Below are 24846 nucleotides of genomic sequence, written 5' to 3'. Positions count from 1 at the left end.
GGCGGTCTGATGTCGCGCTTCCACAGCAGGCGGCGGTACTTGTCGAAGTCGTAGCCCCGGTCGGCATACAAGTGCCGCGGCTTGCGGCGCAGCCCACCGTTTCAGCCGGGACATCACGCCACGCGACTCCGGTCCGCAGTACGTACACGATCCCAGCGAGTGCCGTCCGGGTCGGGCACGCGCAGTCTCCCGGGGCTGCGGCGGTGCCGCTCAGGAGCAGGTGGCAGCAGCGGAGCTACGCGCTCCCACAGGTCATCAGGAACAAGATCAGCACGCGCTGGCTGCCAGGGGTCTTCCGGGCGGTGCCCGGAGCAAGCTCTCGGCCCGTCAGCTGTCCGAGTTGGAGCGGGTGTTGGTGGCCGGTCCGGCGGCTCACGGCTGGGTGGACCAGTGCCGGACCCTGGCCCGGATCGTGGCGGTGCTCCGAGGCCGGTTCCGCAGCCGCGATGACCTCGCCGATGCTTGCGACCCAGGGGTCTGGTCGGTTCGACACCGCCAAACCCGGGCGGGAGATCAGTTTTCGAAGTAGTCCTGGTAGCCGTATTTGGCAGTGCGCTCAACGCGGCCGGGCAACGAGTCCATCGGGATTTGCAGCTCGACTGCATCGCCCTCGTGCGCCACCTGCCCCCGCAGGGGCGGCACCTCGATCTGGTCCCAGTGGACGGTGACCTCGACCGTGTCCCCGAGCTCTGCAGAGAACATGCGGCTGATCAGGGCCGTATCGTCCCCTGGATCCTCGTCGTCGAAGTCGTACCCCACCGGTTCGTCGGGACCGGTGAACGTGATGTCCGGGTAGCCCGCTATCGAGATCGTGAGGAACGGGAGCAAGTCGATCGAGTCGGTGTGCCTCCCTTGCTGATAGACGTCCAGGTTCAGGGTGGCACCGGCGACGAGCAGAAACAGGTGGTGCTGCTGCGCAAGCTCCGCGGCCAGATCCTGTTTCACCTCTGCGAGGCTGCCTCGGACGTAGTGGGTGTCCTTGTCGGCTGCCCCAGGACCGATCTCAAAGGCCAAGTCGTAGTAGCTGAGCGACATGCACATGATCCTAAAGCGTGTTGCAGAAGGCTGCGATCTGCTCATTTCCCTTGTACGCGTGGAGTGTTGAAGGCTGATCCGTTGTGGGTGGAGACGTTCACGGGCCTGCGGATGCGGCAGTTCGAGGGCTTGTTGCGGGTGGTGCGGGAGGGGGGTGGCAACGGTCCTGGCGGCGGGCGGCCGTGGTGCCTGCTGCTGGCGGATCGGGTGCTGCTGGTGGCGGTCTACTACCGCACCAACCTGACCATGCGGCAGCTCGCGCTGCTGTTCGCCATCTCGCCGGCGACGGTGTGCCGGGTCATCCAGCGGCTGCGTCCCCTGCTCACATCCGACCCTTGACACCACTCAGCCCCGTCCCAACTGAACGGCGTTGGGGCTGGCCCCGTCGGCCCCGGTCGGCCGTGGCCCCCCAAGCGCGCTCGAACAGTTCCGGCACCGGGCAGGACGGGACCGCCGCCATATGGGCCGTCGAACGGTGCTCGCGGGTCAGCGGGAGCAGGGCCCGCCTGGCCGACTCGACCGGGAGGCGCGGGGGCCTGGTTTCCTGCCATGGGCCGGGCAGGAAGAGCGAGCGGCCCGCGCGCGGGCGGGCGGCGCGGACGACCAGGCCCGTGCCGTCCAGCGCGGCGCAGGCGGCCTTGAAACGCGCGGGCTTCCAGCCCGTCCACTGCTTCACGTTGCGGTCCGTCGGGTCGGGCAGGGCCAGCAGCATGAGGTGGAGCGCCGCCGCGTCCTCGTCCAGGCCGTGCCGCGCGGCGCACTCCGCCACCAGATGCGGCACCGACCGGGCCGGGTGCTGCTCCCAGCCCGGCGCGGCCCCTTCGTCGGCGCTCAAGTGCGTGCCCAGCGCCGCGAAGCCGTCGTCCAGGAGCAGCCGCAGGTCCGCGAGCGCGGGCAGCCCGCCGGGCGCGGGGAGCCACTGGGACGGCAGGACGGAGTCGAGGTAGGCATCGAGGGTGTCCAGGAGCGGGTCGTCGGCGCCCTTCAACAGGGTTGGCTCGACGCGGAGATGGCGTACTTCGTACGTCGCGTCCTCGGTCACCGTGACCGCCTCATGGCCGGCGAGCGCGTCCGTGGAGGGCGGGTCGCCCATCAGATAGTTGCTCTGCAGCGAGAAGAGGTGCAGCGGGCCGGGCCCGGAGGACAGCTCCTCGCGGAGGCGGGTGATCGCGGCGCCGACGGCGGGCCGCAGCGGGTCGCCCGCCGGCGTGCGGTACGCGAGCCAGGCCGCGGCGCGGGGCAGCGCGAGCAGGTCCGGCTCGCCCGCGAGGCCCGACGGGTCGGGGTCCAGGCACGCGGCGCCGGAGGCGACGCGGCCCAGCAGCGAGGGCAGCCGGAGCACGGGCCGGCCCTCCTCGCCGTGGAAGTCGAAGTGCCCCCGCACCCGCCGGAGCGGCTGCTCGCCCTCGGGCGGCGTCGTCTCCTTGACGGCGAGGGGAAGCAGCGCCTGCGGCACGGGGGTCGGCGCGCCGAACTCCTCCTGCCACCAGGCCACCGCGCGCGCCACGTCGGGCCCGGAGGTCCACAGCGCCTCCGGGTCGTCCGGGAGCAGCCGCTCCACGAGCTCGGCGGCACGGTCGGGGGAGAGGAACTCGTTGAGGGTGTCGGCGGCCCACCACCCCTCCTTCTCCTTGACGTTCCACGCGCCGAGGTTCACGTGGCGGAAGCCCCCGCTGGGGTCCAGCTCCGCTGCCTGATACGGGGCGGAGACGACGTAGCCGATGAGGACGTGGGCCGCCTCGGCAGCCGAGAGGCCCGTGCCCTCCGCCAGCGCGCGGGCCGCCTCGGGGTGCACCGGCGGCCTGCCACGCTCCTCGTGCAGCTCGGCGAAGCGCCGGAACCACGCCCCGGGCCGCACGGGCTCCAGCACGTACGCGCCGACGAACGCGGCGCCCGCCGGGGCCAGCGGCCCGCCCTCGGCGAAGGTGCCCTCGGGCGCGTACTCCAGGAGCAGACGGCGCGTTGCCGCCCCCGCCCGCACGACGACGGCGGCGGACGTCGCCGTGCGGAATGCGGCGCCTGCGGGAGCGACATCCCAGATGGCGAGCGACGTCCCGCCCTCGGGGATGTCGCACGACACGACCCGCCAGTGCCCCGGGTCCCCGGCGACGAACGGGTAGGCGGCGTAGGCGCGCAGCGCGTTGAACGCGGGTGTCCGGTCCGGGCCCTGGGCCGTGGTGCGCAGGACGTGCACGGCGGCGTACGCGTGTGCCTCGCGGAGGTCGATGTCACGCCACTTCGGCATCTCGATCTTCGTCACGGGCGCGCTCAGATCGATGTCCCCGGCCGGCTCCCCGCAGCCGGCCAGCGCGCGCACCTCCTCGCAGACCCGGACCACCGGGTCCCTCGGCCTGGGGGGCGCGGGCTTCGCGTCCTCGGGGGTGAGGCGGTCGACGAGGTAGGCGAGGCCCGCGCGGCAGTTGGCGGCCATGACCAGCGTCAGATACGCCTCCTCGGTGATCCCCTCGTCCGTCACCAGCTCCGGCAGCTCCTCGGCGAGGACGATGCGGTTGGCGCGCACGCGGTCGGTCGCCGACTCCGGGTCGAGCCTGTCGAGCACGGCCGCCACGCGCTCACGCGTGATGTTCGCGGGGAAGTCGGGCAGCTCGGCCAGCTTGTCCATCAGCGGCGGCAGGACGTCCACGGCGGCGAACTCGGCCGCCGCCTCCGTGTCCTTGAGTACCTGGGGCACCGCCACGCCCGCGTGCACGAAGCGGCCGAGCAGCAGCACCAGCTCCTGGAACCCGGGCCCCGCGCGGAGCCGTTCGCGCTCCCGCGCGCACCAGGCACGCATCTCCTCGTGCCCGGCGGGGTTGTCGAACAGCTTCGGAACGGTCCGCCAGCCCTTGTTCTCGTGCGGCTGGTACCACTCGTTCCCGCCCAGGCTGTCGTACGTCAGCTCCAGGGAGCCGCGCACCCGGGCCCGCAGCTCGCGCCCGTACCGCTCGTCGGCTCGGAGGTGGGTGAGGGCGGGGCGGCGAGCCACGGTCACGTAGTGCAGATACGCCGGGCCCAGGGCCTCGGGCGGATCGCAGACGGGCGCTCCGTGCTCCAGGAGGACGTCGATGAGGTCGAGCACGGTGGCCTCGCCCGAGCGCTTGCTCGTCGTCCAGAAGCAGAACTCGACCGGCACTCCGTCGGCCTTCAGGCGGGGCGCGATCAGCTCGGCCACCTCGTACAGCTCGGCGGGCGGACCGTTGCGCGGGTCGTGGTGGCGGGCGCAGGCGGACAGCCAGCGGGCCGCCTCTCCGTCGGGCAGGCCCGGCTCGTCGCCGGTGAGCAGCGCGAGGGCGCCCGTACGGTCGAGGAGCTCGCGCCAGAACGCGCCGCTCACGCCCCAGCCGTGCGGACGGAGGCGGAGCGTCGCGTGGGCGGCCTCCGGGCCACGCGCGCGCATCAGGTCCATGGCGCGGCCCTTGAAGCAGGACTGCCACAGCTTGTCGTCGTGGAGCGAGATGCCGTGCGCGGTGACGATCTCGTGGAGCACCCCGGCCAGCGTCTCCTCCGGGTCGAGCCCGGCGGCCTTGGCGATCTTCCGTATGTCGGTGGCGAGCTGGGGATACAGCTCGTCCGTCGCGGCCAGCCGGGCGAGGACGAGCGCGCGGAACCGGTCCACGTCCTCCGCGCCGGGAGCCCATTGCTTCCCTGTGCCCATCAGCTCGCGGGCCCGCTCGCGCAGGACCGTCGTGGCGAGGGCGCCGGCCCGCGCATACGTGAGATAGCGCGCGTCCAGCCAGCGCTGGTCGACCTCTCGGGCCTGGAACCGCTCGCCCTTGCGGGCGCGGCCGAACCAGGCGGTGGCGGCCACCTCGTCCTTGTTCCGCAGCGCGAAGTCGGCCATTCCATCGAGGAGGGTGACCAGCAGCGCGGGCGCGGTCTGGTCGAGCCCGGCCAGGACGGAGTCGACGCCCTTCTTGAAGACGTACCGCCAGCCGAACGTCTCCTTGCGCAGCGCGCGAATCTTCTCCAGGGCAGGACCCTCCAGGCCCGGGTGCGCGGCGAGGACGCGCTCGGGGAAGGGCAGTTCACCACCGGAGGGGTCCGGCACGGCCGTCGCGAACAGGCCGCCGGGCTCCGGCTCCCAGCCGTCCACGCGCATCAGCATGTCGCGGTACGGGACGGCGTCCTCGGCGAGCAGTTGCGTACGGGTCACGCCGAGCGGCCCGGTGTAAGTACGGGCGAACAGCCCGCCGTCGGCGTGCCCGTCGGGCCTGTCCCCGTGCAGCCCCACGCCCTCCTCGTCCAACACCAGCCGCCACACCGGGTCCGCCTCGGCGAGGGCGCGGGGCGCGTGCTGTCCGGCCGCCGCCCAGGCGCCGGCGAGGGCGCGGCACTCGTCGCGGTGCGTCTCCAGCTCGCGGCGCACCCGCGCGAACGCCGCCAACTCCGGCGTGCCCTTCAACTCTCGGGGCTGCTTCTTGAGGGGTCGGCCGGAGGTTCCGTAGTAGACGGTCTTCAGGTCGTCCGTCAGCTCGGCGGCGTAGCCGTCCTTCTCGACACGCATACGCATGCGGTGTGTTCTCCCCCCGTGTGGATGATCAACCGTGCCGGACAGCGTACGGACGACCACCGACATCCTTGTACCAGTCTCTCTGTTCAGCTCCCCCACTGGCGGCCCGGCATCCGCGTGCGCCCCACGCCTTACGAGTCGTCGTCTTGCGTCTCGTCTCTCTCCACCAGCCCGAGCCATTCGAGGTCGCGGCGCGCACTTCGATGCCCGGGGGTGCTCTCATCGAGGCGTTGGGCCATCCGGTGCACACGAGAGTTCGACCGCCGCCAGGCGTCCGGACCGGCCTGCTCGACGATGGGAGCCAGCTCAGGCCAATGCAGCGCTTTTGAGCTGCTGAGATCGTTGCCCCGCGTGTGACGGGGTGGGGCGCGGGCCAGCGGGTGCGGATCGGCATCCTGGCGAAGGTGTTCACGGCCGAGCTGGTCGACTCGGCGATAGCCAAGCACGGCCGGGCCGAGCGGCGCCGCCGACTCCTGCCGGCCCGGCTGGTCGTGTACTTCGCCCTGGCCCTGTGCCTCTTCGCCCGTGAGTCGTACGAAGAGGTGCTGGGGCTCGCCCCAGGTGTCGGGCTTGGCGAAGCGGAACTCCTTGCCGTGCTTCGGCGGTCGTCCGTCCTGCGGCGGTGAGATCCACGGCACCGGGACCGGCTTGCGCATCACGCGGTCCGTGCGCATCCGTCCGAGGACTTCCACCGGCAGTCCTTCCAGCAGATAGGCCATGCGCGGAGCGTCGTAGCCGGCGTCGAAGACGACCAGGATGTCGCGGTCACCCGCGTGCCACCGGCCCATGTCGATGAGGTCTTTGACCACGCGGCGGACCTGGTCGGCGGTGACCTGGCGACGTCGTCGGCCGGCCCCAGCCGCAGAGCGTCCAGGATCTGGCACCAGGAGGTCCGGCCCGACTCCAGCGCGGCGACGAACGAGTAGGGCCAGCCGGGCACGAACTGGTCCGAGGCGCGTCCGCTACGACCGTAGACGTGGCAGAACAAGCCGTCGGCACTGCACGGAGCGTCCGGCCGCAGCCAGTGGGTGACGTCCACCGCCAGGACCAGGCGCCCGTCGGCGGCCTCGGGCTGCGGCAGCCCGGCCAAGACCTGCCGCAGCCGCGGCACATCGACGTTCCCGCTGTTCAGCGCGTCGTACATGGCGCCGTGTCCGCGTCTATGCTCGGCCGTCAGGGTGAGGTCCACCGGCGTGGTCACCGGGCCGTCGGCGCACAGCAACGCATCGGTCAGCTCGAACAGCGTGTCCCCGCGCACGGGCAGGCAGTCGAAGAAGTCGTCCCGGAAGTGTGCGCCACCGCGAATGCTTCCCGCCGGGCATTGTGATGCAGCCGACTCATTCCCCCACGGCCTTCGTGCTGGTCACATGCCTCTTTGGTCGGAGCACAGGATCAGACGAAGGCCGTGTTCACGTCCCCGGAATTCCCGTACGAGCGATCACGTTCGGGGCATTGTTCGAGGCCAGACGAAGAACAAGCTCAGCGGGTGCGTTCGTAGTGGCGGCGTGCTTTTTGGCGGTTGCCGCAGACAGCCATCGAGCACCAGCGGGCGCGGTTGGCGCGGCTGCGGTCGAGCAGGAACAGCTGGCACTCGTCATTGGCGCAGGGCCGTAGCCGGCCGGGCATGTGCTTCTCGGTGGCGGCCCAGGCGAGGACCACCTCGACGGCCAGCCGGGTGTGCGGGGGAGTCTTGAGTGTCCACTGAAGACCATCCGAAGTGATCTCCGGGGTTTGGTGGACCCCTTCGAGCAGCGGACTCAACGCGGCGGGCGGCCTATCTCCACGCAGTATGTCCCGCAGGATGTCGCGCGTCTCGCGCAGCAGCGCCAGTTCCGCGAGGCTGCCTTCGCCGCCGTGCTCCCGCGCCCAGCGTCTACCTCCGGCCGGGTCGCCGAGCGCGTCCTGTTCCTCGCCGTTGACCAGTGGCCTGCTGTTGAGCAGGTCCAGCAGCGTGTCCATTGGGTGCCACTCTCTCTAACCGGATTGAATCATTTGACAGGTTAGCCCATCCCGTGCTTGCATGGCGAGGAACTAACCAGATTACGCATTCAAAGGGGTTAGAAATGAACTCGGTGCGCCACCGGACCGCCACTGTCGACGGCTACGAGATCTTCTACCGCGAAGCCGGCCCCGCCGACGCCCCCGCGATCGTCCTGCTGCACGGCTACCCAACCAGCTCGTTCATGTTCCGCGAACTCATCCCGCTGCTGGCCGACGACTACCACGTCATCGCGCCGGACCACCTCGGCTTCGGCCATTCCGACGCCCCCCTCGTAGAGGACTTCACCTACACCTTCGACGCCCTCGCCGAACTCACCTCCGGACTGCTCGACCAACTGGGCCTGGACCGCTACGCCCTCTACGTCCAGGACTACGGCGCCCCCATCGGGTGGCGCCTCGCGCTCAAGCACCCCGAACGGATCTCCGCCCTCGTCACCCAGAACGGCAACGGCTACGAGGACGGTTTCGTCGAGTCGTTCTGGACCGACGTCTGGGCCTACGGGGCGAACCCCAGTCCCGAGACCGAACCCGCCGTCCGCGCCGCGCTGAGCGTCGACGCCATCCGCTGGCAGTACGTGCACGGCGTGTCCGACCCGAGCCTGGTCAGCCCGGACACCTGGGAGCACGACTTCGCTCTCGTCTCCCGCGAGGGCAACGACGAGGTCCAGCTGGCACTGTTCCGCGACTACCAGAACAATCGCCCGCTCTACCCGCTGCTGCACGAATTTCTGCGCACCAGCGAGGTCCCGGTGCTCGCCGTGTGGGGCCGCAATGACGAAATCTTCGGCCCGGCCGGCGCGCAAGCCTTCGCCCGCGACGCAAAAGACGCGGAGGTGCACCTGATCAACGGCGGTCACTTCCTGCTGGAGAGCCACCTGGACGTCGTCGCGGGTTATCTGCGCGGCTTCCTTGGGCGGGTGCTGGACTGAGCGGGTGTCTCGTGACTGATCTTCTGGCGCCGCCTCGCCCGGCCGCTGGCCGCGGACCTTTGCCGCCCTGGGAGAAGCCGGCCGAGCCCGGCCGGCTCGCCCCCGCCCGGGTCCGCCGGGGGTTCAGGAACCTCCGCCCGAACCTGCCCTGCCCGGCCCGTGCCCCGAAACCCAACCGGCCCGGCCCCGGCCGACCGCCCGGCTCGAAAAACCGGCACCCCGCCGCTCGCTACGACGTGGGCAAAACGGCCAGGCGGCCCGAGACCATCGCCGAACGTGACCAGGTCAGACCATAAAGAACAAGCTGAGTACCTGTTTCTGAACCTGAGTAGCTTCCGGCGAGCGAGCCGATCTAGAGTCGGTCTGTTGGGACCACTCGTCCGATCTGCTTTCTTAGGCTTCGCAGTCGTCGTAAGAGCGTCCTTCAGCAGCGGGATCACCGATCCCGATCACCTGGACCTGAGTTGGTGTCATAGCGGAAACAAGCTCACCGGCACAGCAGACTGGATCAACAGGTAGGGGGAGCGATATGGCCGCGTCAAGGGCGCCTCTGACCCGGGACAGCCTGCGGGTGAAGATTGTCGTGCAGAAGGTGCGGCTGGCAGGTACGGAATACCGCTTGATCCGGCCGGCCAGACCATTGAGGAATGGGGCGCTTTACAAGACTCATAGCCATTACGAGATGTATGTGGACCGAACGGACGGCAGGCGCATTGGCACCCTGTGGCTACTCGCAGCGCGATCGCCGCGATCGTTGATCTACCTGCCGATGCGTACCTCTCCGGCCGCACCTGGTGTCGGCTGGGAAGACGAGCAGCCACTCGACCTTGTGCTGGCGCCCCGAACAGTGCAGTTGCGTCCTTCCCGCTGGAAGCGCATCCGGGAGCATCTCAACGCGGGGAATGCTCCGCGCGAGCTACGCACCGCGAGTGTGCCGGAGCGGGACCTTCCCGACCTCAACGCTGACTGCATCATTCCGGACAACCCGAAGGAGGCGAACAAGTTTCTCCTTCGCAAGGACATCTATGCCGAGACGATGCTACTGACCGGTGGTACCGAGGCCTTCCGGGAAGGAGCGAAGGAGATCTTCGCCGTCACGAAGGACGGGCCGCCCCACGCCGCGACCAGGCATCACATTCCCGGCGCCTGCAATTACCACGTTTGCCGACCCATCTACGACTGGGACTTGGATCCACTGAATATGTGCAACTGGGAACAATTGCACGTGGAGTTTTGCCCACAGTGGGCAAGATGACGATGGTCAGGCAACGGCTGTCCCGCCACCGTGCCGTCGATCCGGCAAGCGGGCCATGCTCTTTTTGCTTCTGGTGAGGCGCCGGGTCATGAGGGTGTTGATCGGAAAGACACTGCGTAGAGGTTGTCCCGTAGCCCATGTGGTGGTTGGTGCGTTGGCCGAGCATGGGTGGGGTGATTTCAGCGGATGATCCGAAGTGGATCGAGCCGTTCTCCGGGTTGTCCGAGGTGCAGTTCGCCAGGCTGGTGGCCTTGGTGCGGCGCCGTGGCGGTGACGTTCAGCGCGGCCGTCCTTGGCGGTTGCCGCTGGAGGACCGGGTGTTGCTGGTGGCGACGTACTGGCGCACGAACCTCACATTACGGCAGGTGGCGCCGCTGTTCGGGATCTCGAAGTCCGCTGCCGACCGCATCCTGGATCACCTCGCACCGCTGCTGGCCATCTCGCCGGCCCGCCGGCCGCGCAAGGACACCGTCTACATCGTTGACGGCACCCTGGTGCCCACCCGCGACCGCAGCGTGGCCGCGTCCGGCAAGAACTACCAGTACTCGGCGAACCTTCAGGTCGTCATCGACGCCAACAGCCGCCTGGTCGTGGCGATCGGTCTGCCGCTGCCCGGCAGCCGCAACGACTGCCGGGCCTTCACCGAGTCCGGCGTCGACCGGGCCTGCCGCGGCGCCCCCACCCTCGCCGACGGCGGCTACCAAGGCACCGGCCTGCTCATCCCACACCGCAAACGCCGAGGCCAGACACACCTCGGCCCACAGCAGGAAGCGGAGAACGTCGTCCACCGAAAGGCACGGGCTCGAGTGGAACACGCCCTGTCGCGGCTGAAGAACTGGAAGATCCTGAGGGGCTGCCGACTCAAAGGCGACGGCGTGCACCAAGCCATGCTTGGCATCGCCCGGCTACACAACCTGGCCCTCACCGAATAACTCACACCCCATACGGGACAACCTCTAGCGTCAGGCATATCTCCGAACTGCATGCCGCCGGCGGTGATCCGCAGGGGACGGGGGCCGAGTTGAACGACGTGGTCTTCGATGCTCATGAGCGCGTGAACGGCCAGCTGCTTGGGTCGGGCGGCTGATGGCCGAGCTGGGCATCGGGGGAGTCGTCCGCGGCCGGCACCGCCGTACCACGATTTCTGGACCGTCGGCACCCCGCTCGCCGGACGCCGGGTCAACAGAAACTCCGAGGTGATTCATCATGCGGACAGGGTTCGTCATACGTGTCGATCCGCTATACCGAGCGGCTGTCCGCCATCGGCGCCTCCTCTTCGGTCGGCTCTGGCGCGGACTCCTATGACAACGCGATGGCCGAGGCACTGAACGGCACCTTCTAAGCCGAGCTGATCGAGATGCAAGGGCCGTGGCGGGACTACGAGCAGCTTGAGCGGGCGGCCTTCCAGTGGGTCACGTGGTACAACGAAGAACGTCTCCACTCCGCCCTCGACTGCGCACCGCCTGCCGAGTACGAGCAGGACTACTGGCGGAACCTGGAAGAAGAACCGCTGACCGCCCGAACCATGACCGGCGGACTCTACGAAACCCGGTTCGGCTCGCTGCTCGGCGTACCGGATCCGCTGGTCAGTTGTCCGCTGTGACCAGACCCGCGCGGTAGGACAGGACGACGGCCTGGACCCGGTCCCGCAGGTCGAGTTTGGTCAGGATCCGGGACACGTAGGTCTTCACGGTCTCCGGGCTGAGCACCAGGTGGGCGGCGATCTCGGCGTTCGACAGACCCGTGGCGACAAGTTTCAGCACCTCCAACTCGCGGGGTGCCAGAGACTCCAGGCGGTCCAGGTCCGGGGAGGCGGTGGGTGCGGACGACCGAACCCGCTCGGCGTACTGACCGATCAGGGTGCGGGTGACGGCTGGTGCCAGCAGCGACTCGCCGCGCGCGATCGTGCGCACCCCGTTGATCAGTTCGGCAGGCGGGGCGTCCTTGAGCAGGAAGCCACTGGCACCGGCTCGGAGGGCCTCGTAGACATAGCCGTCGACGTTGAAGGTGGTGACCACCAAGACCTTGGGCGAGCCGGTCGTGCCGGGCCCCGCGATCCGCCTGGTGGCCTCAATGCCGTCCAGGTCCGGCATTTGGATGTCCATGACGACGACGTTCGGCTGGAGCGACCGGGTGGCCGCGACCGCCGCGAGCCCGTCCGCCGCCTCCCCCACGACCTCCAGGTCCGGCTGGGCGGAGAAGATGGTGACGTAGCCGGCGCGGACCAGCGCCTGGTCCTCGCAGATGAGGACCCGGATCGGAGCGGGCCGGTCAATCATGTGGCACCGCTCCCCGTGGGGAGGCTCGCGCTCACGCGGAAACCGCCCTCGGGCAGGCTCTCGGCCACCAGCTCGCCGCCCAGTATCCCCACCCGCTCGCGCAGCCCGCGCAGCCCACGGCCGCCGGAGGGGACCGGGCCGTCGGCTGCGGGACGAGGTGCGGGTCCGGCCGCTGCGGCGGTGGTCGTGGTCCCGCTGGTGGTGACTTGGACGTCCGCCCGGTCGCCGTGGTGGCGGACGTGCACCACGGTGCGCCGTCCGGGGGCGTACTTGACGGCGTTGGTGAGTGCTTCCTGCACCACGCGGTAGACGGCCATGTCCACGGCGGCCGGCGCGTCGTTCGGCGTTCCCTCCTCGTCGAGTTCGACCGGCTGGCCGGCCAGCCGGGTCTGCTCAACCAGATCCGACAGCGTGCCCGGCGTCGGGCTCGGCTCGGGCGGAGCCGACTCGCCGGTGGCTTCCAGGGCACCCAGCAGGTACCGCAGGTCGGCCAGTGCGCGGCGGCCCGTGCCGCTGATCGCCGTCATGCCCTGGGCGACCTGGTCCGGCCGGTCGGCGAGAAACTGTGCAGCGTCGGCCTGCACAACCATCGCCGTGACGTGATGGGTCACCACGTCGTGCAACTCCCTGGCAATTCGCGCGCGTTCAGCCGCGACGGCGACCTGTTCCGCCAGCTGCTCGCGCTCCGTGGCCGCCACGCGGCGGCCGCGGACGAGGCAGCCGACCACCCAGAACACGGCCAGCGCGAAGTAGAACAGCACGAAGTCCAGGAGCCCGTGCGGTGAGCCGGCCGCGTGCAGCACCGCCGCGTACCCGGCGTAGGCGACGGTCACCACCGGGAGGGCCAGTCCTCGTCGGCGTTCCTGATGGGCCCCCAAGGAGTAGAGCGCGAGGTAGAGCCCCATACTGCCGAAGGTCGGCGGGTAGCCCAACGTCGTATACGCCGCGAAGGCGAGCCAGACGAAGCCGAGTGACGACGCCGGCCACCGGGCTCGTGTCGCCAGCGGTACCGTCTGCCCCAACGTCAGGAAGGCGGCCAGCACGTCGGCCTCCCGGCGTGGCATGTCCCCGAACGTAGGGCTGATGACGACCAACGGTGGCGCGAATGCGAGCACCGTGAGGAGGACCGCCAGCCAGCGGTCTGCCGACGGGGCCCTGCTCGCCTCCGGCAGCAGGAACGCGTTACGTCGCGCTACAAGCCACCGGCTCCAGCCGGTCGAAGAAGACGCCTCACTTATTGCCACCATCGGAAGTCTAGGAGGGACGGAGCACCACCGCACCGTCCCCACAGACGCGGGGCTCCGCCGGTGGGAGGCGGGACGCCCGCACGCGTGTAGCTCGCTCGGGGGACAACCAGGACGGCCAGGTGTCCACCCCGTGGGGACGTCCGGCTGCGCCCTTTCTCCATAACTTTCAGGACGTGACGAAGACGAGGCGACTGGTCGCCCGAGCGGTGAGGAAGAGGCCCATGACACGCGACGACAGGAACGAAGCACCCCAGGTGGCGGACGCGCGGCGCGTCGCCGGGACCGGCACCGGCGTGGTGAGCAGGGCACCGGCGCAGCGCTCCATGTGGGCCAGACTGGCCGTGATGTTCCCGGTCCTCCTGGTCGTCATGGCGATCACGGGGACCCTCACCGGCGCCGCCGACGGGAACCCGGTCGCCTCGCTGGCGACGGGCGTGGGCACGGCCGTTCTCGCGTTGGGCTGTTACGCCGCGCTCGTGCGGTGGCTGGAGAGGCGGAGCACGACCGAACTGGCGGTGAGTGAGGCCCGGCCGGGCCTCTGCCGGGGTGCGGCTATCGGATTCGGACTATTCACGACCACCGTCCTCATGATCGCGATGTTCGGCGGCTACAGCGTCGACGGATGGGGTTCGCTGGGCGGCGCGCTGACCACCCTCGGCCTGATGTGCTGCGCCGCGGTCACCGAGGAACTGGTCTTCCGTGGTGTGCTGTTCCGCCTGCTGGAGGAGCGTGTCGGCACCTGGGGAGCGTTGGCCGCGTCCAGCCTCGTCTTCGGCCCGATGCACCTGACCAAGCCGAACGCCACCCTCTGGGGCGTCCTGGCCATCGCGATCGAGGCCGGTCTGCTGCTCGGCGCGGCGTACGCGGCCACCCGCAGCCTGTGGCTCCCGATCGGCCTGCACCTGGCTTGGAACGTCTCCGGAGGCGGTATCTACGGAGCCGTCGTCTCCGGCTCCGACGACAGCACGGCCAGCCTGCTCGAAGCCACCCTCAGCGGGCCCACGGCACTGTCCGGCGGGTCGTTCGGCCCGGAGGCAAGCCTGATCACTGTGCTGGTGTGCGGCGCCGCCGCGCTGGTCCTCCTCAACCTGGCCCACCGTCGCGGACGCCTCTACCGCCGGGGCGAGCGACCGGCCGGGTGACACGGCCGACACGCCAACCAGGGCCGGGGACCGCACCTGACATCAGATGTGCGGACTCGGCCCTGCGTGGCGGTGCGGTGAGGGGCGATGGCGGCATCGTGGTAGCCGTACACCGGGTGAACGGTGGCGGCCAGGTGCAGATCCTGGCCGGTCAAGACGCGCAGCCTGGTCTGAAGACCAGGCATCGGATCAGGGCTGGGGTTCGCCACGTTCAGCTCGAGCGTCGCGGTCCGTGAGGCGCCCTTGCCGGTCACGGAGACCGTCGAGAGGTGCAGCGAGCCGACGTGCCCCTGGCCCAGGTGTCTCCCGAAGTAGTGCGCGACACTTCTCCGCACGGGGTGTTCGGGCCCCCGGGGGCAGTGTTGAGACGACAGACGGGCTCATGGCTCATGGCCCAGCGATCAGCAGCCCGCGCTTCTCCAGGGTGCGCTTGAGTCGTTCGCGATCAACCGGGTCCGCGCCCACGTAGTTGCCCGCTCACGGCGTCATGACTCGTACGGCCTCTCCACCCACCAGGTGCAGCGCCGCTGCGCCCTTGATCTGAGAGGCATCACCTCTGCCCGGCGCGGCCGGTGGCGTTCCTCCGCCTCGTGGGCAAAGCACGACTTGGCGTCCTCGTCCAACGTCCTCGGCGGCGCCCTTCCCCCGGTCCCGACCAACCGGTGTGCCGCGTGCCGGTGCCGCACCTGCCGGGAAAACCGTGAAGACGTCAGGGTGCCGATGCTCCCCTCACCACGCCAGGATGTCTCGCAGCACGGGCATGCTGCGTCCGACGTTCCGTTCCAGCTGTCGCAGGCGCCGCACCGCCACTGCTCCCAGGCCGTCGATGTGTGGCTCGCAATGGCTGAAGAGACCATGCAATCGGCAGTGTTCAATGGCCGGTCGGTCACGGGTCTGTCCCAGCGGTCGGCGGCCGTGGAGATCCACGGAGGGGCTGCGGAATCCGGCGGTCCGGCGGGCGGCAGCGCGCATGGACGCGGCGTTCCACCTGGCTCTCGGGCCCCATTTCCCGGGGCGGACGGCGGCGCGGGGACGGGGTGCGCCGGTTGGCGCGGGCGGTGCGTACCCGGCGGTGTCGGCGCTCGTATCCCCTGGCCGCGTGCAACAGGTAGGTAAGACGGGCGGTCGGGCTCGAACATTTCATGGGCCGGGTGGATCGGAGTGCTCAGTAACGCTCACTCGTGCCGGGCAGACGGCACCGACCGCAAAGGGAAGAAAACGATGCGCGCTCAGAAGCTCACCCTCGCCGCCCTTGCCCTCGCCGCGAGTCTCTCGCTCACCGCCTGCGGGGGGAACGAGGACTCCAACGCGAGCACGAACGGCTCCGGGTCCTCCTCGGGCGGGTCCTCCTCCTCGAATGACCCGAAGGAGAAGTCGGTTGGCAGCAAGGGCCAGGACAGCGGCGATGACGCGGAGACGCAGGCCGGCAGCAACTCCGGCGGCGGCGGTAAGGGCGTCAGCGGCACTTGGTTCGGCACGGTTTCGTATGTGGCCCCGGGTAAGTACACGGTCAGTGACATGAAGGGCATGAAGCAGGCGTTCCTCACCTCCACGTCGACCAATATCCAGGGCGCCGGCGACATTTGCGGCGACGCCGATGGGCAGGCCGCTCAGAAGTGCACCGAGTCTCAGCTTGAAGCCGCTGCCAAGAAGGGCGTCTCTGCAAAGGTGCGGATCAAGAACGGCACCGCCGTCAGTGTTATCGACGACCACTGATGCGCGCCGGTCAGGGGGTGGTCCTGGCGGGCCACCCCTCGATCGCGTGGCCGCGCCCACCGGACACATGGTGTCGAATCGTCGGGCCGTGAAGACACGTAGTGGTGTCGTCAACCCGGTCGAAGAGTGGGTGTGGTCGCTACAGCCAACCCCTCGTGCGTTGGTGTCACTCGAAATGTTTGTTCGCGCTCATCCGGTTTCGACGGAACGCGAGCGCTCACGCGCTGGTTCTGGCTTCAACATGGCCATCCTCAAGCCGCGCGAATACATGCACTGCGCTCATACCTACTGGGTGTCTGCCATGTGACCGCGTACTGCCAGTTCGGCGTCGCCGCCACCGGCCGGGCCCAGGCAGGCGGCGACGCGCCTGCCCGGCCGGCGTTCCACGACGCCGTCGCGGGTCGCCTCCACCACGTCCGCGATCTCCCTGCCGGGATCCTCGGCAGCTCGGGCAGCCACCGCTCGGCGCCTGTGCGGACGGCGGGTCGAGCCACGTGACTCCTGCCGCGACCACGGCGATGCGCAGCTGCCAGGGGCCGGGCCACGGAAGGTGACGTCCAGCTCGTGGGCCAGCTCCCCCGAGCCGACGAAGGGCGCACGGCCTGATGGCCCTCAACGTCAGGTCCCGTACGGGTGCTCGGCCCGCTGCGCTCCTACGTCCACTGCGTGCTGTGCGGGCGGCGCATGTTCGGCAAGTACAGCAAGGACCGGCCGTACTACGCCTGCCAGCCCAAACGCGACCACCACGCCGACGCGAGCTGGTACGCCACCCACCCCAAGGCCATCTGGATCAGCGAACGCATCCGCCTCGACGCCGTCCACACCTTCTTCGAACAGCGCCTCTTCGGCCCCGACCGCGCCCAGCTCCTCGCCGCGCAACTCGCCCAACCCGCCCCCGAACCAGCCACCCCGACGGCGGACATCCCCGCGCTGCGAGCGGAGGAGGAACGCCTTGCCCGAGGCAAGTGCCGCCTCCTGGAACAACTCGCCGGCCAGGCCGAGGACGACGACGGCGACCCCGAGTTCGCCGCCGAGTTCCGCAAGGGCATCCGCAAACAGTTCGACCGCCTCGAGCGCCAGCGCCGCGACATCCTCGCCAGAATCACCGAAGCCGAAACCGCCACCCAACCCCCCAAGGCCGCGAACACCGCCCTGCTCGACACACTCCCGCAGCTCCGCACCCGCTTGCGGGACCTCCCTCCCGCCATTCAACGAGAGATCTTCGACGCGTTCCAGCTCCAGATCCGCTATGACCACCGCGACCGCAGTGCGGAGATCCAAGTCACCATCGCCGCGGCACTCACCGATCGTCTCAACGGGATCGCGGAGAGTGCCGCGGCGGCCACGGAACCGGGCGGTAACCAGCCCTTCAGTGCGCGCCCCCGGCAGGACTCGAACCTGCGGCCAAGCGCTTAGAAGGCGCCTGCTCTATCCACTGAGCTACGGGGGCCGGCCTCCGTCGCGGTGGGCGGGCGGCTCGCCGCCCCCGTGACCATGGCGGGGTCAAGGATAGGGGGCCGTGCGGCTCGTCCTGCTCGCTTCACGTCCGCGACGCTATGTGGAGGTTCCGTGAAGCGGTCCCGATAATCGCAGGCGGGTGCGATTCACGCAGCGGTTTTGGCGGCGTGGGGTGCGGGTGTTGCGCAGTCGTTATGGGGGCGGCCGGGTGGCAGGCGGGTCATGCGGGGTGAACGGGGTGAAAGAGGTCATTCGATGGTGAAACCACTCATTTTCATCGCCCGCAACCGCGAATAAGCTTCAAAACTGCCGCAAAATTGGGCATTCTGCCCATGTGGCGATCTTGGACGTACGGCTTGAACTGCTCGATGCGCTCACCGCACTGCGGGAGCGCGTCGCTGCCGCGCGCTTCCCCCTCCCGTTGCCGGGCGCCGAGCGTGCCCGCCGCTCCAGGGACGAACTGCTGGCCCAGCTCGACGACTACCTCGTCCCGCGCGTGCGCACCCCCGAGGCGCCGCTGCTCGCGGTGATCGGCGGTTCGACGGGCGCGGGCAAGTCGACGCTGGTCAACTCCCTTGTGGGGCGCAAGGTCAGCGAGGCGGGAGTGCTGCGGCCCACGACCCGCACACCCGTGCTGGTCTGCCATCCGGACGACCGCGGCTGGTTCGTCGGGCAGCGAGTGCTCCCCCGTCTGGAGCGGGTCTGGATGCCCCGGCAGGACGCGACCGGCACACCAGGCGTGCCCGGCATGTCTGGTGCATCCGGCATGCCCGGTCCGTCCGGCGCCTTCGGTGCGGCGGGAGCTTCCGGCCCGTACGACGCGCCCGGCGGCAACGGCATGCCCGGCGCGCACGGCCCGCACGGGCTGCACGGCCCGCACGGCAACCGGGACGGTGTGACCGACGGCACCGACCGGTTCGGCGACCGGACAGCGGCCGACCGTGCCACCGACTGGGAGAGCGGCTGGGCCACCGACTGGGATTCCGGCCGGGATGCCGGCCGGGGCCCCGGCCGCGACACAGGCTGGGAGACCGGCTGGGACGCCGGTGCCGAGGCGGACTGGGAGCCCGAGTGGGACGCCGACCGGGACGAACCCCGGCGTGTCCTCCGCCTGGAGACCGACAGCGGCCTGCCGCCCGGCCTCGCCCTGCTCGACGCGCCCGACATCGACTCCCTCGTCGCCCATAACCGCGACCTGGCGGCCGAGCTCATCTGCGCCGCCGACATCTGGGTGCTGGTCACCACCGCAGCCCGCTACGGCGACGCCATTCCCTGGCATCTGCTGCGCACCGCCAAGGAGTACGACGTCACCCTCGCCACCGTCCTCGACCGCGTGCCGCACCAGATGGCCGCCGAGGTCGCCGCACAGTACGGCCTGCTGCTGGAGCGCGAGGGCCTCGGACAGGTGCCCCGCTTCACCATCCCTGAGCTGCCCGAATCGGCAGGCGGCTCCGGACTGCTGCCCGTCTCCGCCGTCTGCGGACTGCGCGACTGGCTCGAAGAGCGCGCCCAGGACGCAGACGCCCGGTATGCGGCCGCCAGCCGTACCGCAGACGGGACCCTTGCCTCGCTGCGCCCCCGCATCACCGCCCTCGCCGGTGCCTCCGCCACGCAGCACGCTGCCGCCGAGCGGCTCACCCGGTACATCGGGACCGCCTACGAGACCGCGGGCAAACGCATGCACACCCGTATCGCCGACGGCGAGCTGCTGGCGGGCGACGCGGCCGAGCACTGGCGCAGCTTCCCCACCGACAGCGACGGCGAGGAACTGTTCGACGCCTTCACCGACGGTCTGACCGCCCTGCTGTCCGGCGCGGTCGCCGCCGCCGACGAACGGATCGCCGAACTGCGCCGCAGCGTGCCAGGGCTGGAAGAGTGCGCCCAGCCCCTTCCAGGCGGCCAGGGCGAGCGTGACGAGGCCACCGGCCGGATCGGCGTGATGGTGCGCAGATGGCGCCGCTGCGTCGAGGAACTGGCCGAGGAGGAGACCCACGCCGCCGGCCGCGCGGGCTGCTCCGACGAGGAGTCCGAACGCGTCGCCGGGCTCCTGGCCGCCTCCCTCCTGGGCGGGCAGCGGGCGGCAGGCGCCGACGAAGCCCTGGAGGACCTGCTCGGCGACGAGAGCGCCCAGCAACTGCGTGAACAGTGCGCGGAACTGCTGGAGGACTGCGTGGAGCGCGTGCTGTACGGCGAGAGGGACCTCCGCCTCGCCCCCCTGGAAACCCTCAACGCCGGCCCCGAACCCCAGATGGAACTGATCGCCGCGTTCTCCGTACTGGACAAGCTCAACAGGACGCACGGGCTGCACGAGCCGAACCAGTGGCGAGAGCTGAACCTGTTGCAGGAACCGGCGCACCAGCCGCACGAACCGCACCGGACGGCCGGTGCGCAGGAGCCGACAGGGCCGCAGGAGCCGAGCCGGACGGACGTGACCACCCGCGACTTCCCGCCGACGCGTACCCCGCTCGGCCCGGACGGCGGGCGCGGTCTGCAGAGCGCGCACATGGAGAGGTGACCCCAGTGACGTCCACCGACGCCATCCACACCGGACCGGGCGAACCGCCCGAGCGCTGGACCGGCAGCCTGCCCGACAGCTGGATCAGCGCGCACAGCGACCCCGTGGAGGGGCAGCTGGAACTGAACCTGGACGACGAGGACGCACCGCCGCCCTCCCCGCCCGCGCCGCCCTCCCCGGCCGAGCAGCACCCCGCACAGAGCGGGCCGGACGGACCTGCGGCACAGCATGCAACGGCGGACCTGCCGCGTCAGCAGCCGGAAGCCGCAGCAGACAGCCCGCCCGACACCGGGACCGAGCCCGTCTGGGACGACGGCGTCATCGCCCGAAGAGCCCCCGCCGAACGGGTCGCCCACCTCGCCGAGCAGGCCGAGACGAGCCCGCCCCGGACGGAGCCTGTTCCGCCGCCGCAGACGGAATCTGTCCCGCGGACGGACTCCGTTCCACCGCGGACGGACTCCGTTCCACCGCGGGCCGAGACTGTTCCACCGCGGGCCGAGACCGCCCTGCAGTACGAGCAGCCTGCCCGGCCGTACGAGCAGCCCGTCCCGCCGCAGGACTCCGCCTCCCAGCATGAGTCCGCCGCCCAGCGTGAGTGGCACGACGAGTTGCACTACGAATCCGCAGAGCACGCCGCAGAGCACGCCCCCGCGCCGGAGCCCGAGGTCCGGGCGCCGAATCCGCGGGGGCACGCCCCGAAGGCGGACCCCTCGGAGCGAGGAGGGGACCACCCCAGGCCCGGCTTCGCCGCGGCTGCCCCACCCTGGCGCGGCGCCTCTTGGCCGGAACCCCGGTACGGCGGCGCCGTCCACGAAGCCGTACAGGAGACACCACTGCCCAGCACCGACCGAACGCCTCCGCCGTCCGTACAGGACATGCCCTCTCCGGTCGAACAGGACAGGCCGGACAGTGACGTCCGTCCGGACGCCTGTCCCGACGTCCATGAGGACACCGACGCCCGTAGGGACGTCCCCGAGAGCGCCGCAGGGGTAGCCGGAGCCGCCGCCGGGCACGCCGGAACGGCGCCCCTCCGCAACGTCGAGAGGGACATCTGCCGGGACCTCCGCAGGGACCTCCGCAGGGACCCACGACGCGACGCAGGAGAGAGCGTTCTGCGCCAGCGGCTGGGCGCACTGCGGGAACTCGTCGGACTGTCGCGCACCCGGCTCGACGCCGACGTGCTCGCCGAGGCGGGAAAGGTGCTGGACGAGGCGGCAACCCGCAGAGGACTGCCCCGTTCCTACACGACGGTGGCTCTGGCGGGTGCGACAGGCAGTGGAAAGTCGTCCCTGTTCAACGCTCTGACAGGGGGGCGACTCTCCGAGGTGGGCATGCGCCGCCCCACCACAGCACAGCCGGTCGCGTGCACCTGGGAGGCGGGACGGTACAGCGACGGCAGGCCCGACGGGCTCCTCGACAGGCTGGGCATCCCGCAGCACGCACGGCACCGGACGCACGACGGCACGCTGAGCGGACTCGTCCTCGTCGACCTGCCCGACCACGACTCTGTCGCACCAGGACACCGCGAACAGGTGGACAGGATGCTGGAGCTGGTCGACGCGGTGGTGTGGGTGGTCGACCCGGAGAAGTACGCGGACGCGCTGCTGCACGAGAGCTATCTGCGACGGCTCGCCGGCCATGCCGAGGTCACGTTCGTCGTCCTCAACCAGACCGACCGGCTCACCCGCGACGCCGTGGACGCCGTCCTCGACGACCTGCGGCGGCTGCTGGACGAGGACGGGATGGCACTGGGCGAGCACGGAGAGCCGGGCGCGGTCGTCCTGTCCGCCTCCGCCCTCACGCACGAGGGCATCGACGTACTACGGGAGGAACTGGGCGAGTTCGTCGCACAGCAGCGCGCCGCGGTCCTGCGGCTGACCGCCGACCTGGACGGTGCGACGGAACGCCTGCGCCCCGTCTACGCCGATCCCGGGCCGGGGGCCGACGACGGTCCCATCGGGCTGACCGAGAGCGCCCGCGAGGACTTCGAGGACCGGCTCGCCGTCGCCGTGGGCGCGGCGGCTGCTGGACAGGCCGCAGAACGAGCCTGGCTGCGCCAGGCCGAGCACTCCTCCGGTATCCCCTGGGTGCGCGCGCTGCGCTGGTACGCGTCCAGGCCGACCCAGGAGCGGGACGAACCGTCCCAGGCCGCGGCCGGGGAACAGGCCGGGGCCGGGGAACAGCCGGCGGTGCGGGACGGTGCCGCCGGTGGGCCGTCTGCGCGCCGGGAGTCCCTTCAGCAGCCGCTCGCCGCCCGGCCGGTGGTGGCACAGGCCGTAAGGGAGCTGGCGGACGCTGCGGCGAGCGGCCTCCCCGGCGCCTGGGCGCGCACCGTACGCGAGTCCGCCCGGCGCGGCGCCGCAGGGCTGCCGGAGGTGCTGGACGAGGTCATGGAGGTCTGCGCCTCCGGAGCGGACGCGGCGCGGACGGCCTCGGTCGCGGCGTCGATGACGGACGTCGCCCTGGGAATGGACGCCGCCTCGGCGGCGAAGAACACCGCCGCGCCGGCCGTGCCCGTGCAGCAGTCCTCCGCGGAAGCGCCGGGCCCGGAGAACGGACACGGCATCGGGAACGACAGCGGGCGCCGAAGCGCAGGGGAGCAGCGCCCGGAACGACCGACCGGAGCCGCCGCGGAGTTCGGGCCGGAAGGCTTGTCCGAGACGACAGCCGGACCGGCAACCGCCTCGGAAGAGGCGCCGCGTGGCGCGGGCGGGCGCACCGGCCCCGCGATGCGAGTCCCGCGTCCGACCTGGCACACCGCGGCCTTCGCCGGACAGTGGCTGCTGTTCGCCCTCCAAGCGGCGGGAGCCGTCTGGGCGGTCGCGGTGGTGGCCCTCGCGCGTGGCGTCGACCAGGCCGTGCTGCTGCCCTGCGTGCTGCTGACGGCGGCCACCGTCGCGGGCCCTGTGCTCGCGTGGGCGTGCAGGAGGGCGGCGCGTGGCCCGGCGCGGACGTACGGGCTGCAGGAGGAGCGCAGGCTGCGGCAGTTGGCGGCGTGCTGCGGCCGGACGCGGGTGCTGGAGCCGGTGGCCGCGGAACTGCTGCGGTACCGGCAGGTGCGGGAGCAGTACGCGATCGCGGCCGGCGCGGTGGACTCGGCCCTGGAGGAGCCGCCGTCGGACGCCGGGGGAGCCGTGGGTACCGTCCCGGAGCCCGGGGAGGGGTCACCCACCGGGGTGACCGAGTTGTGCACAACCTCCGAGTAATCCACAGCTGAGAATCTTTTTCCCCACGCAGCGGCATCCGCCCCCACTCTGGAATCCGCAACGGCACCGAAGCGAACGGCACCGAAGCGGTGGCCGGCGACAGGCAAACGCAGCAACCAGCAGCAACCAGCTGCGACGCGGGGACGCGGGGATGCGGGGGAGATTCGTATGAACGAGACGTATGTGACGGTGATGGGCAACGTGGCGACGAAGGTCGACCACTGGACGTCCCCATCCGGAGTTCCCGTCGCCAGGTTCCGACTGGCCAGTACCGTCCGGCGGTTCGACAGGCACAAGGAGTGCTGGACGGACGCGTCCACCAGCTTCTACACGGTCTGGGCGTGGCGTGGGCTGGCCGTCAATGTCGCCTCCTCGGTGGCGCGCGGCGAACCAGTGGTCGTCCGCGGACAGTTGCGGATCGTGGAGGACGAACGGGAGGGACGGCGGTATCTGTCGGCGGATCTGATGGCCTCGACGGTCGGACACGATCTGACGCGCGGCACGGCCGCGTTCGTCAGGGTCAGCCGCGCCAACCCCGAACTGACGCGTGTGCCTGACCCGGCGCGCGGGCCGGAGTTGACGCGAGGGCCGGAGCTGACGCGTGGCCCGGCACCGGCCTGGCCGCCGCTGTCTGCCGAAGCAGCCGGGCCGCAGCCGTTCCGGGCGCCCGGTGAGGGGATGGATGCTGCCGGTGCCGGATCGGCGCGCGAGGAGGGGTCCGGGGAGGAGCAGTTGGTGCCGGAAGCCGTGGCGGAAGGAAGCGTTCCAGGTCAGCGCGGTGCGTCGTGATCGTCCCGGTCCGCCGGATTCGGCGATAACGATTCCGAGTCGGAATGTGTGGCCACCGTGAATCGTGGGGATCGCGCGGCGTCCGTCTCCTTACGATCCCACGCGTATCGACCAGGGGGTTCAGAGCTTTGCGGTAGACCGGCGGCACGTGCGCGACGCGGCCGGGGGGAGGTTCTGCCAAGAGGGGAAGACCATGACTTCTGTACGCGCGCGGGCGGCCCGCTGTCTCACCGTCGTCGCGGCGGTCACCGGGCTGTCCGCGACCGGCGTGGCGGGCAGCGCGGGGACGGCAGCCGCGGCCCCGGCGACGGCCCGGTCCGCCGGGTACGCCGTCGGGGGACCGCTCACCGACGGGACGCCGGAACAGCGCAGCGGAGCGGTGGCCACGCTGAACGGTCTCGAAACCTACGGCCAGGCGGTCGTGACCGCGGGCGGCGAGAAGCAGAAGGTCGGCGCCGGGCTCTTCGAGATGTCCGTCGACGGGGGCGGCACGCTCCAGACCTACGGGCTGGACGCGCTCAACCCGATACAGGAGCAGTCGCGTTACGCGGAAGGGGAGTGGAAGTCCTCGTCCCTGTCCGGCAATCGCAACGCGGGCAAGATCCGCTGGATAGTGGAGCACTCCTATCCACGGCGGAACGACCTCCAGGCGTTGGCCAAGGCCGCGGGTGCCAAGCGGCTCACCCCGCAGACCGCCGCGACGGGCACGCAGGTCGCCATCTGGAGGTTCGCGGAAAACGGGGCATGGGGGGTTACGGGGGGTG

General features: G+C 70.6%; 16 protein-coding genes, 1 tRNA gene and 5 pseudogenes. 13 read left to right on the top strand and 9 right to left on the bottom strand.

Going from position 1 to position 24846, the window contains the following annotated elements:
• Positions 1-2 precede the first annotated feature (2 nt).
• Positions 3-98 (bottom strand): annotated as a pseudogene (locus tag ACTWP9_RS35450) (IS5/IS1182 family transposase); the annotation flags it as partial.
• Between the two features lie 415 nt (positions 99-513).
• On the bottom strand, positions 514-1035 hold the full coding sequence (locus tag ACTWP9_RS35445) for a hypothetical protein (protein ID WP_443250437.1): 522 nt from the start codon (positions 1033-1035) through the stop codon (positions 514-516).
• Between the two features lie 111 nt (positions 1036-1146).
• Between ACTWP9_RS35445 and ACTWP9_RS35440 the strand changes: the two are divergent.
• Positions 1147-1371, top strand: a pseudogene (locus tag ACTWP9_RS35440) (helix-turn-helix domain-containing protein); the annotation flags it as partial.
• On the opposite strand, the gene ACTWP9_RS35435 reads toward ACTWP9_RS35440, so the two are convergent.
• From ACTWP9_RS35435 to ACTWP9_RS35425, 3 genes and pseudogenes are all read right to left on the bottom strand, one after another.
• Positions 1358-5545, bottom strand: coding sequence for a hypothetical protein (locus ACTWP9_RS35435; protein WP_443250436.1), 4188 nt, complete (start codon positions 5543-5545; stop codon positions 1358-1360). The pseudogene ACTWP9_RS35440 and the gene ACTWP9_RS35435 overlap by 14 nt on opposite strands.
• Before the next feature lie 131 nt (positions 5546-5676).
• A pseudogene (locus tag ACTWP9_RS35430) lies at positions 5677-6803 on the bottom strand (transposase).
• A gap of 221 nt (positions 6804-7024) precedes the next feature.
• Positions 7025-7504 (bottom strand): CGNR zinc finger domain-containing protein, encoded by a 480-nt coding sequence (locus ACTWP9_RS35425; protein WP_443250435.1) that lies wholly within the window; start codon positions 7502-7504, stop codon positions 7025-7027.
• 104 nt (positions 7505-7608) lie between these two features.
• Between ACTWP9_RS35425 and ACTWP9_RS35420 the strand changes: the two genes are divergently transcribed.
• The 5 genes and pseudogenes from ACTWP9_RS35420 to ACTWP9_RS35400 all read left to right on the top strand — a co-directional run bounded on the left by ACTWP9_RS35420 (position 7609) and on the right by ACTWP9_RS35400 (position 11333).
• Positions 7609-8475, top strand: a complete 867-nt coding sequence (locus ACTWP9_RS35420; RefSeq protein ID WP_443250434.1) for an alpha/beta fold hydrolase — start codon at positions 7609-7611, stop codon at positions 8473-8475.
• 30 nt (positions 8476-8505) lie between these two features.
• A pseudogene (locus ACTWP9_RS35415) lies at positions 8506-8771 on the top strand (NF041680 family putative transposase); the annotation flags it as partial.
• A gap of 275 nt (positions 8772-9046) precedes the next feature.
• Positions 9047-9730, top strand: coding sequence for a hypothetical protein (locus tag ACTWP9_RS35410; RefSeq protein WP_443250433.1), 684 nt, complete (start codon positions 9047-9049; stop codon positions 9728-9730).
• A gap of 164 nt (positions 9731-9894) precedes the next feature.
• Complete coding sequence (locus tag ACTWP9_RS35405) at positions 9895-10662, top strand: transposase (protein ID WP_443250432.1); 768 nt, start codon at positions 9895-9897, stop codon at positions 10660-10662.
• A gap of 425 nt (positions 10663-11087) precedes the next feature.
• The gene (locus ACTWP9_RS35400) at positions 11088-11333 is read left to right on the top strand and encodes an integrase core domain-containing protein (RefSeq protein ID WP_443250431.1); all 246 of its coding nucleotides are present in this window, start codon (positions 11088-11090) and stop codon (positions 11331-11333) included.
• Here ACTWP9_RS35400 and ACTWP9_RS35395 read toward each other — a convergent pair.
• Positions 11317-12009 (bottom strand): response regulator, encoded by a 693-nt coding sequence (locus ACTWP9_RS35395; protein ID WP_443250430.1) that lies wholly within the window; start codon positions 12007-12009, stop codon positions 11317-11319. The two genes, ACTWP9_RS35400 and ACTWP9_RS35395, sit on opposite strands and share 17 nt — an antisense overlap.
• The gene (locus tag ACTWP9_RS35390) at positions 12006-13073 is read right to left on the bottom strand and encodes a sensor histidine kinase (RefSeq protein ID WP_443250429.1); all 1068 of its coding nucleotides are present in this window, start codon (positions 13071-13073) and stop codon (positions 12006-12008) included. The genes ACTWP9_RS35395 and ACTWP9_RS35390 overlap by 4 nt, the downstream gene beginning before the upstream one ends.
• 404 nt (positions 13074-13477) lie before the next feature.
• On the opposite strand from ACTWP9_RS35390, the gene ACTWP9_RS35385 reads away from it, so the two are divergent.
• The gene (locus ACTWP9_RS35385) at positions 13478-14398 is read left to right on the top strand and encodes a lysostaphin resistance A-like protein (protein WP_443250428.1); all 921 of its coding nucleotides are present in this window, start codon (positions 13478-13480) and stop codon (positions 14396-14398) included.
• Positions 14399-15619: 1221 nt separating this feature from the next.
• Positions 15620-16114, top strand: coding sequence for a hypothetical protein (locus ACTWP9_RS35380; protein WP_443250427.1), 495 nt, complete (start codon positions 15620-15622; stop codon positions 16112-16114).
• Between the two features lie 285 nt (positions 16115-16399).
• Here ACTWP9_RS35380 and ACTWP9_RS35375 read toward each other — a convergent pair whose 3' ends face one another.
• Complete coding sequence (locus ACTWP9_RS35375) at positions 16400-16573, bottom strand: hypothetical protein (RefSeq protein ID WP_443250426.1); 174 nt, start codon at positions 16571-16573, stop codon at positions 16400-16402.
• Positions 16574-16798: 225 nt separating this feature from the next.
• Here ACTWP9_RS35375 and ACTWP9_RS35370 point away from each other — a divergent pair, with 225 nt between their 5' ends.
• Positions 16799-17530 (top strand): hypothetical protein, encoded by a 732-nt coding sequence (locus ACTWP9_RS35370; RefSeq protein WP_443250447.1) that lies wholly within the window; start codon positions 16799-16801, stop codon positions 17528-17530.
• Here the strand turns inward: ACTWP9_RS35370 and ACTWP9_RS35365 are convergent.
• A tRNA-Arg gene (locus ACTWP9_RS35365) sits at positions 17492-17564 on the bottom strand. The genes ACTWP9_RS35370 and ACTWP9_RS35365 overlap by 39 nt on opposite strands.
• 342 nt (positions 17565-17906) lie before the next feature.
• Here ACTWP9_RS35365 and ACTWP9_RS35360 point away from each other — a divergent pair.
• The 4 genes and pseudogenes from ACTWP9_RS35360 to ACTWP9_RS35345 all read left to right on the top strand — a co-directional run.
• Positions 17907-20087, top strand: coding sequence for an ATP-binding protein (locus tag ACTWP9_RS35360; protein ID WP_443250425.1), 2181 nt, complete (start codon positions 17907-17909; stop codon positions 20085-20087).
• A gap of 1085 nt (positions 20088-21172) precedes the next feature.
• A pseudogene (locus ACTWP9_RS35355) lies at positions 21173-22471 on the top strand (GTPase); the annotation flags it as partial.
• A 990-nt stretch (positions 22472-23461) separates the two neighbouring features.
• Positions 23462-24082, top strand: a complete 621-nt coding sequence (locus ACTWP9_RS35350; RefSeq protein ID WP_443250424.1) for a single-stranded DNA-binding protein — start codon at positions 23462-23464, stop codon at positions 24080-24082.
• A 193-nt stretch (positions 24083-24275) separates the two neighbouring features.
• Positions 24276-24846 (top strand): TQXA domain-containing protein (locus tag ACTWP9_RS35345; protein ID WP_443250423.1); only part of this gene is annotated, 571 nt, incomplete at its 3' end.

It is taken from the genome of Streptomyces sp. 3N207, from assembly GCF_052246355.1.
In the GTDB taxonomy this organism is placed as follows: Bacteria; Actinomycetota; Actinomycetes; order Streptomycetales; family Streptomycetaceae; genus Streptomyces.
The sequence above is the reverse complement of the archived record's forward strand: the minus strand, read 5'-3'. Positions and strand labels throughout refer to the sequence as shown.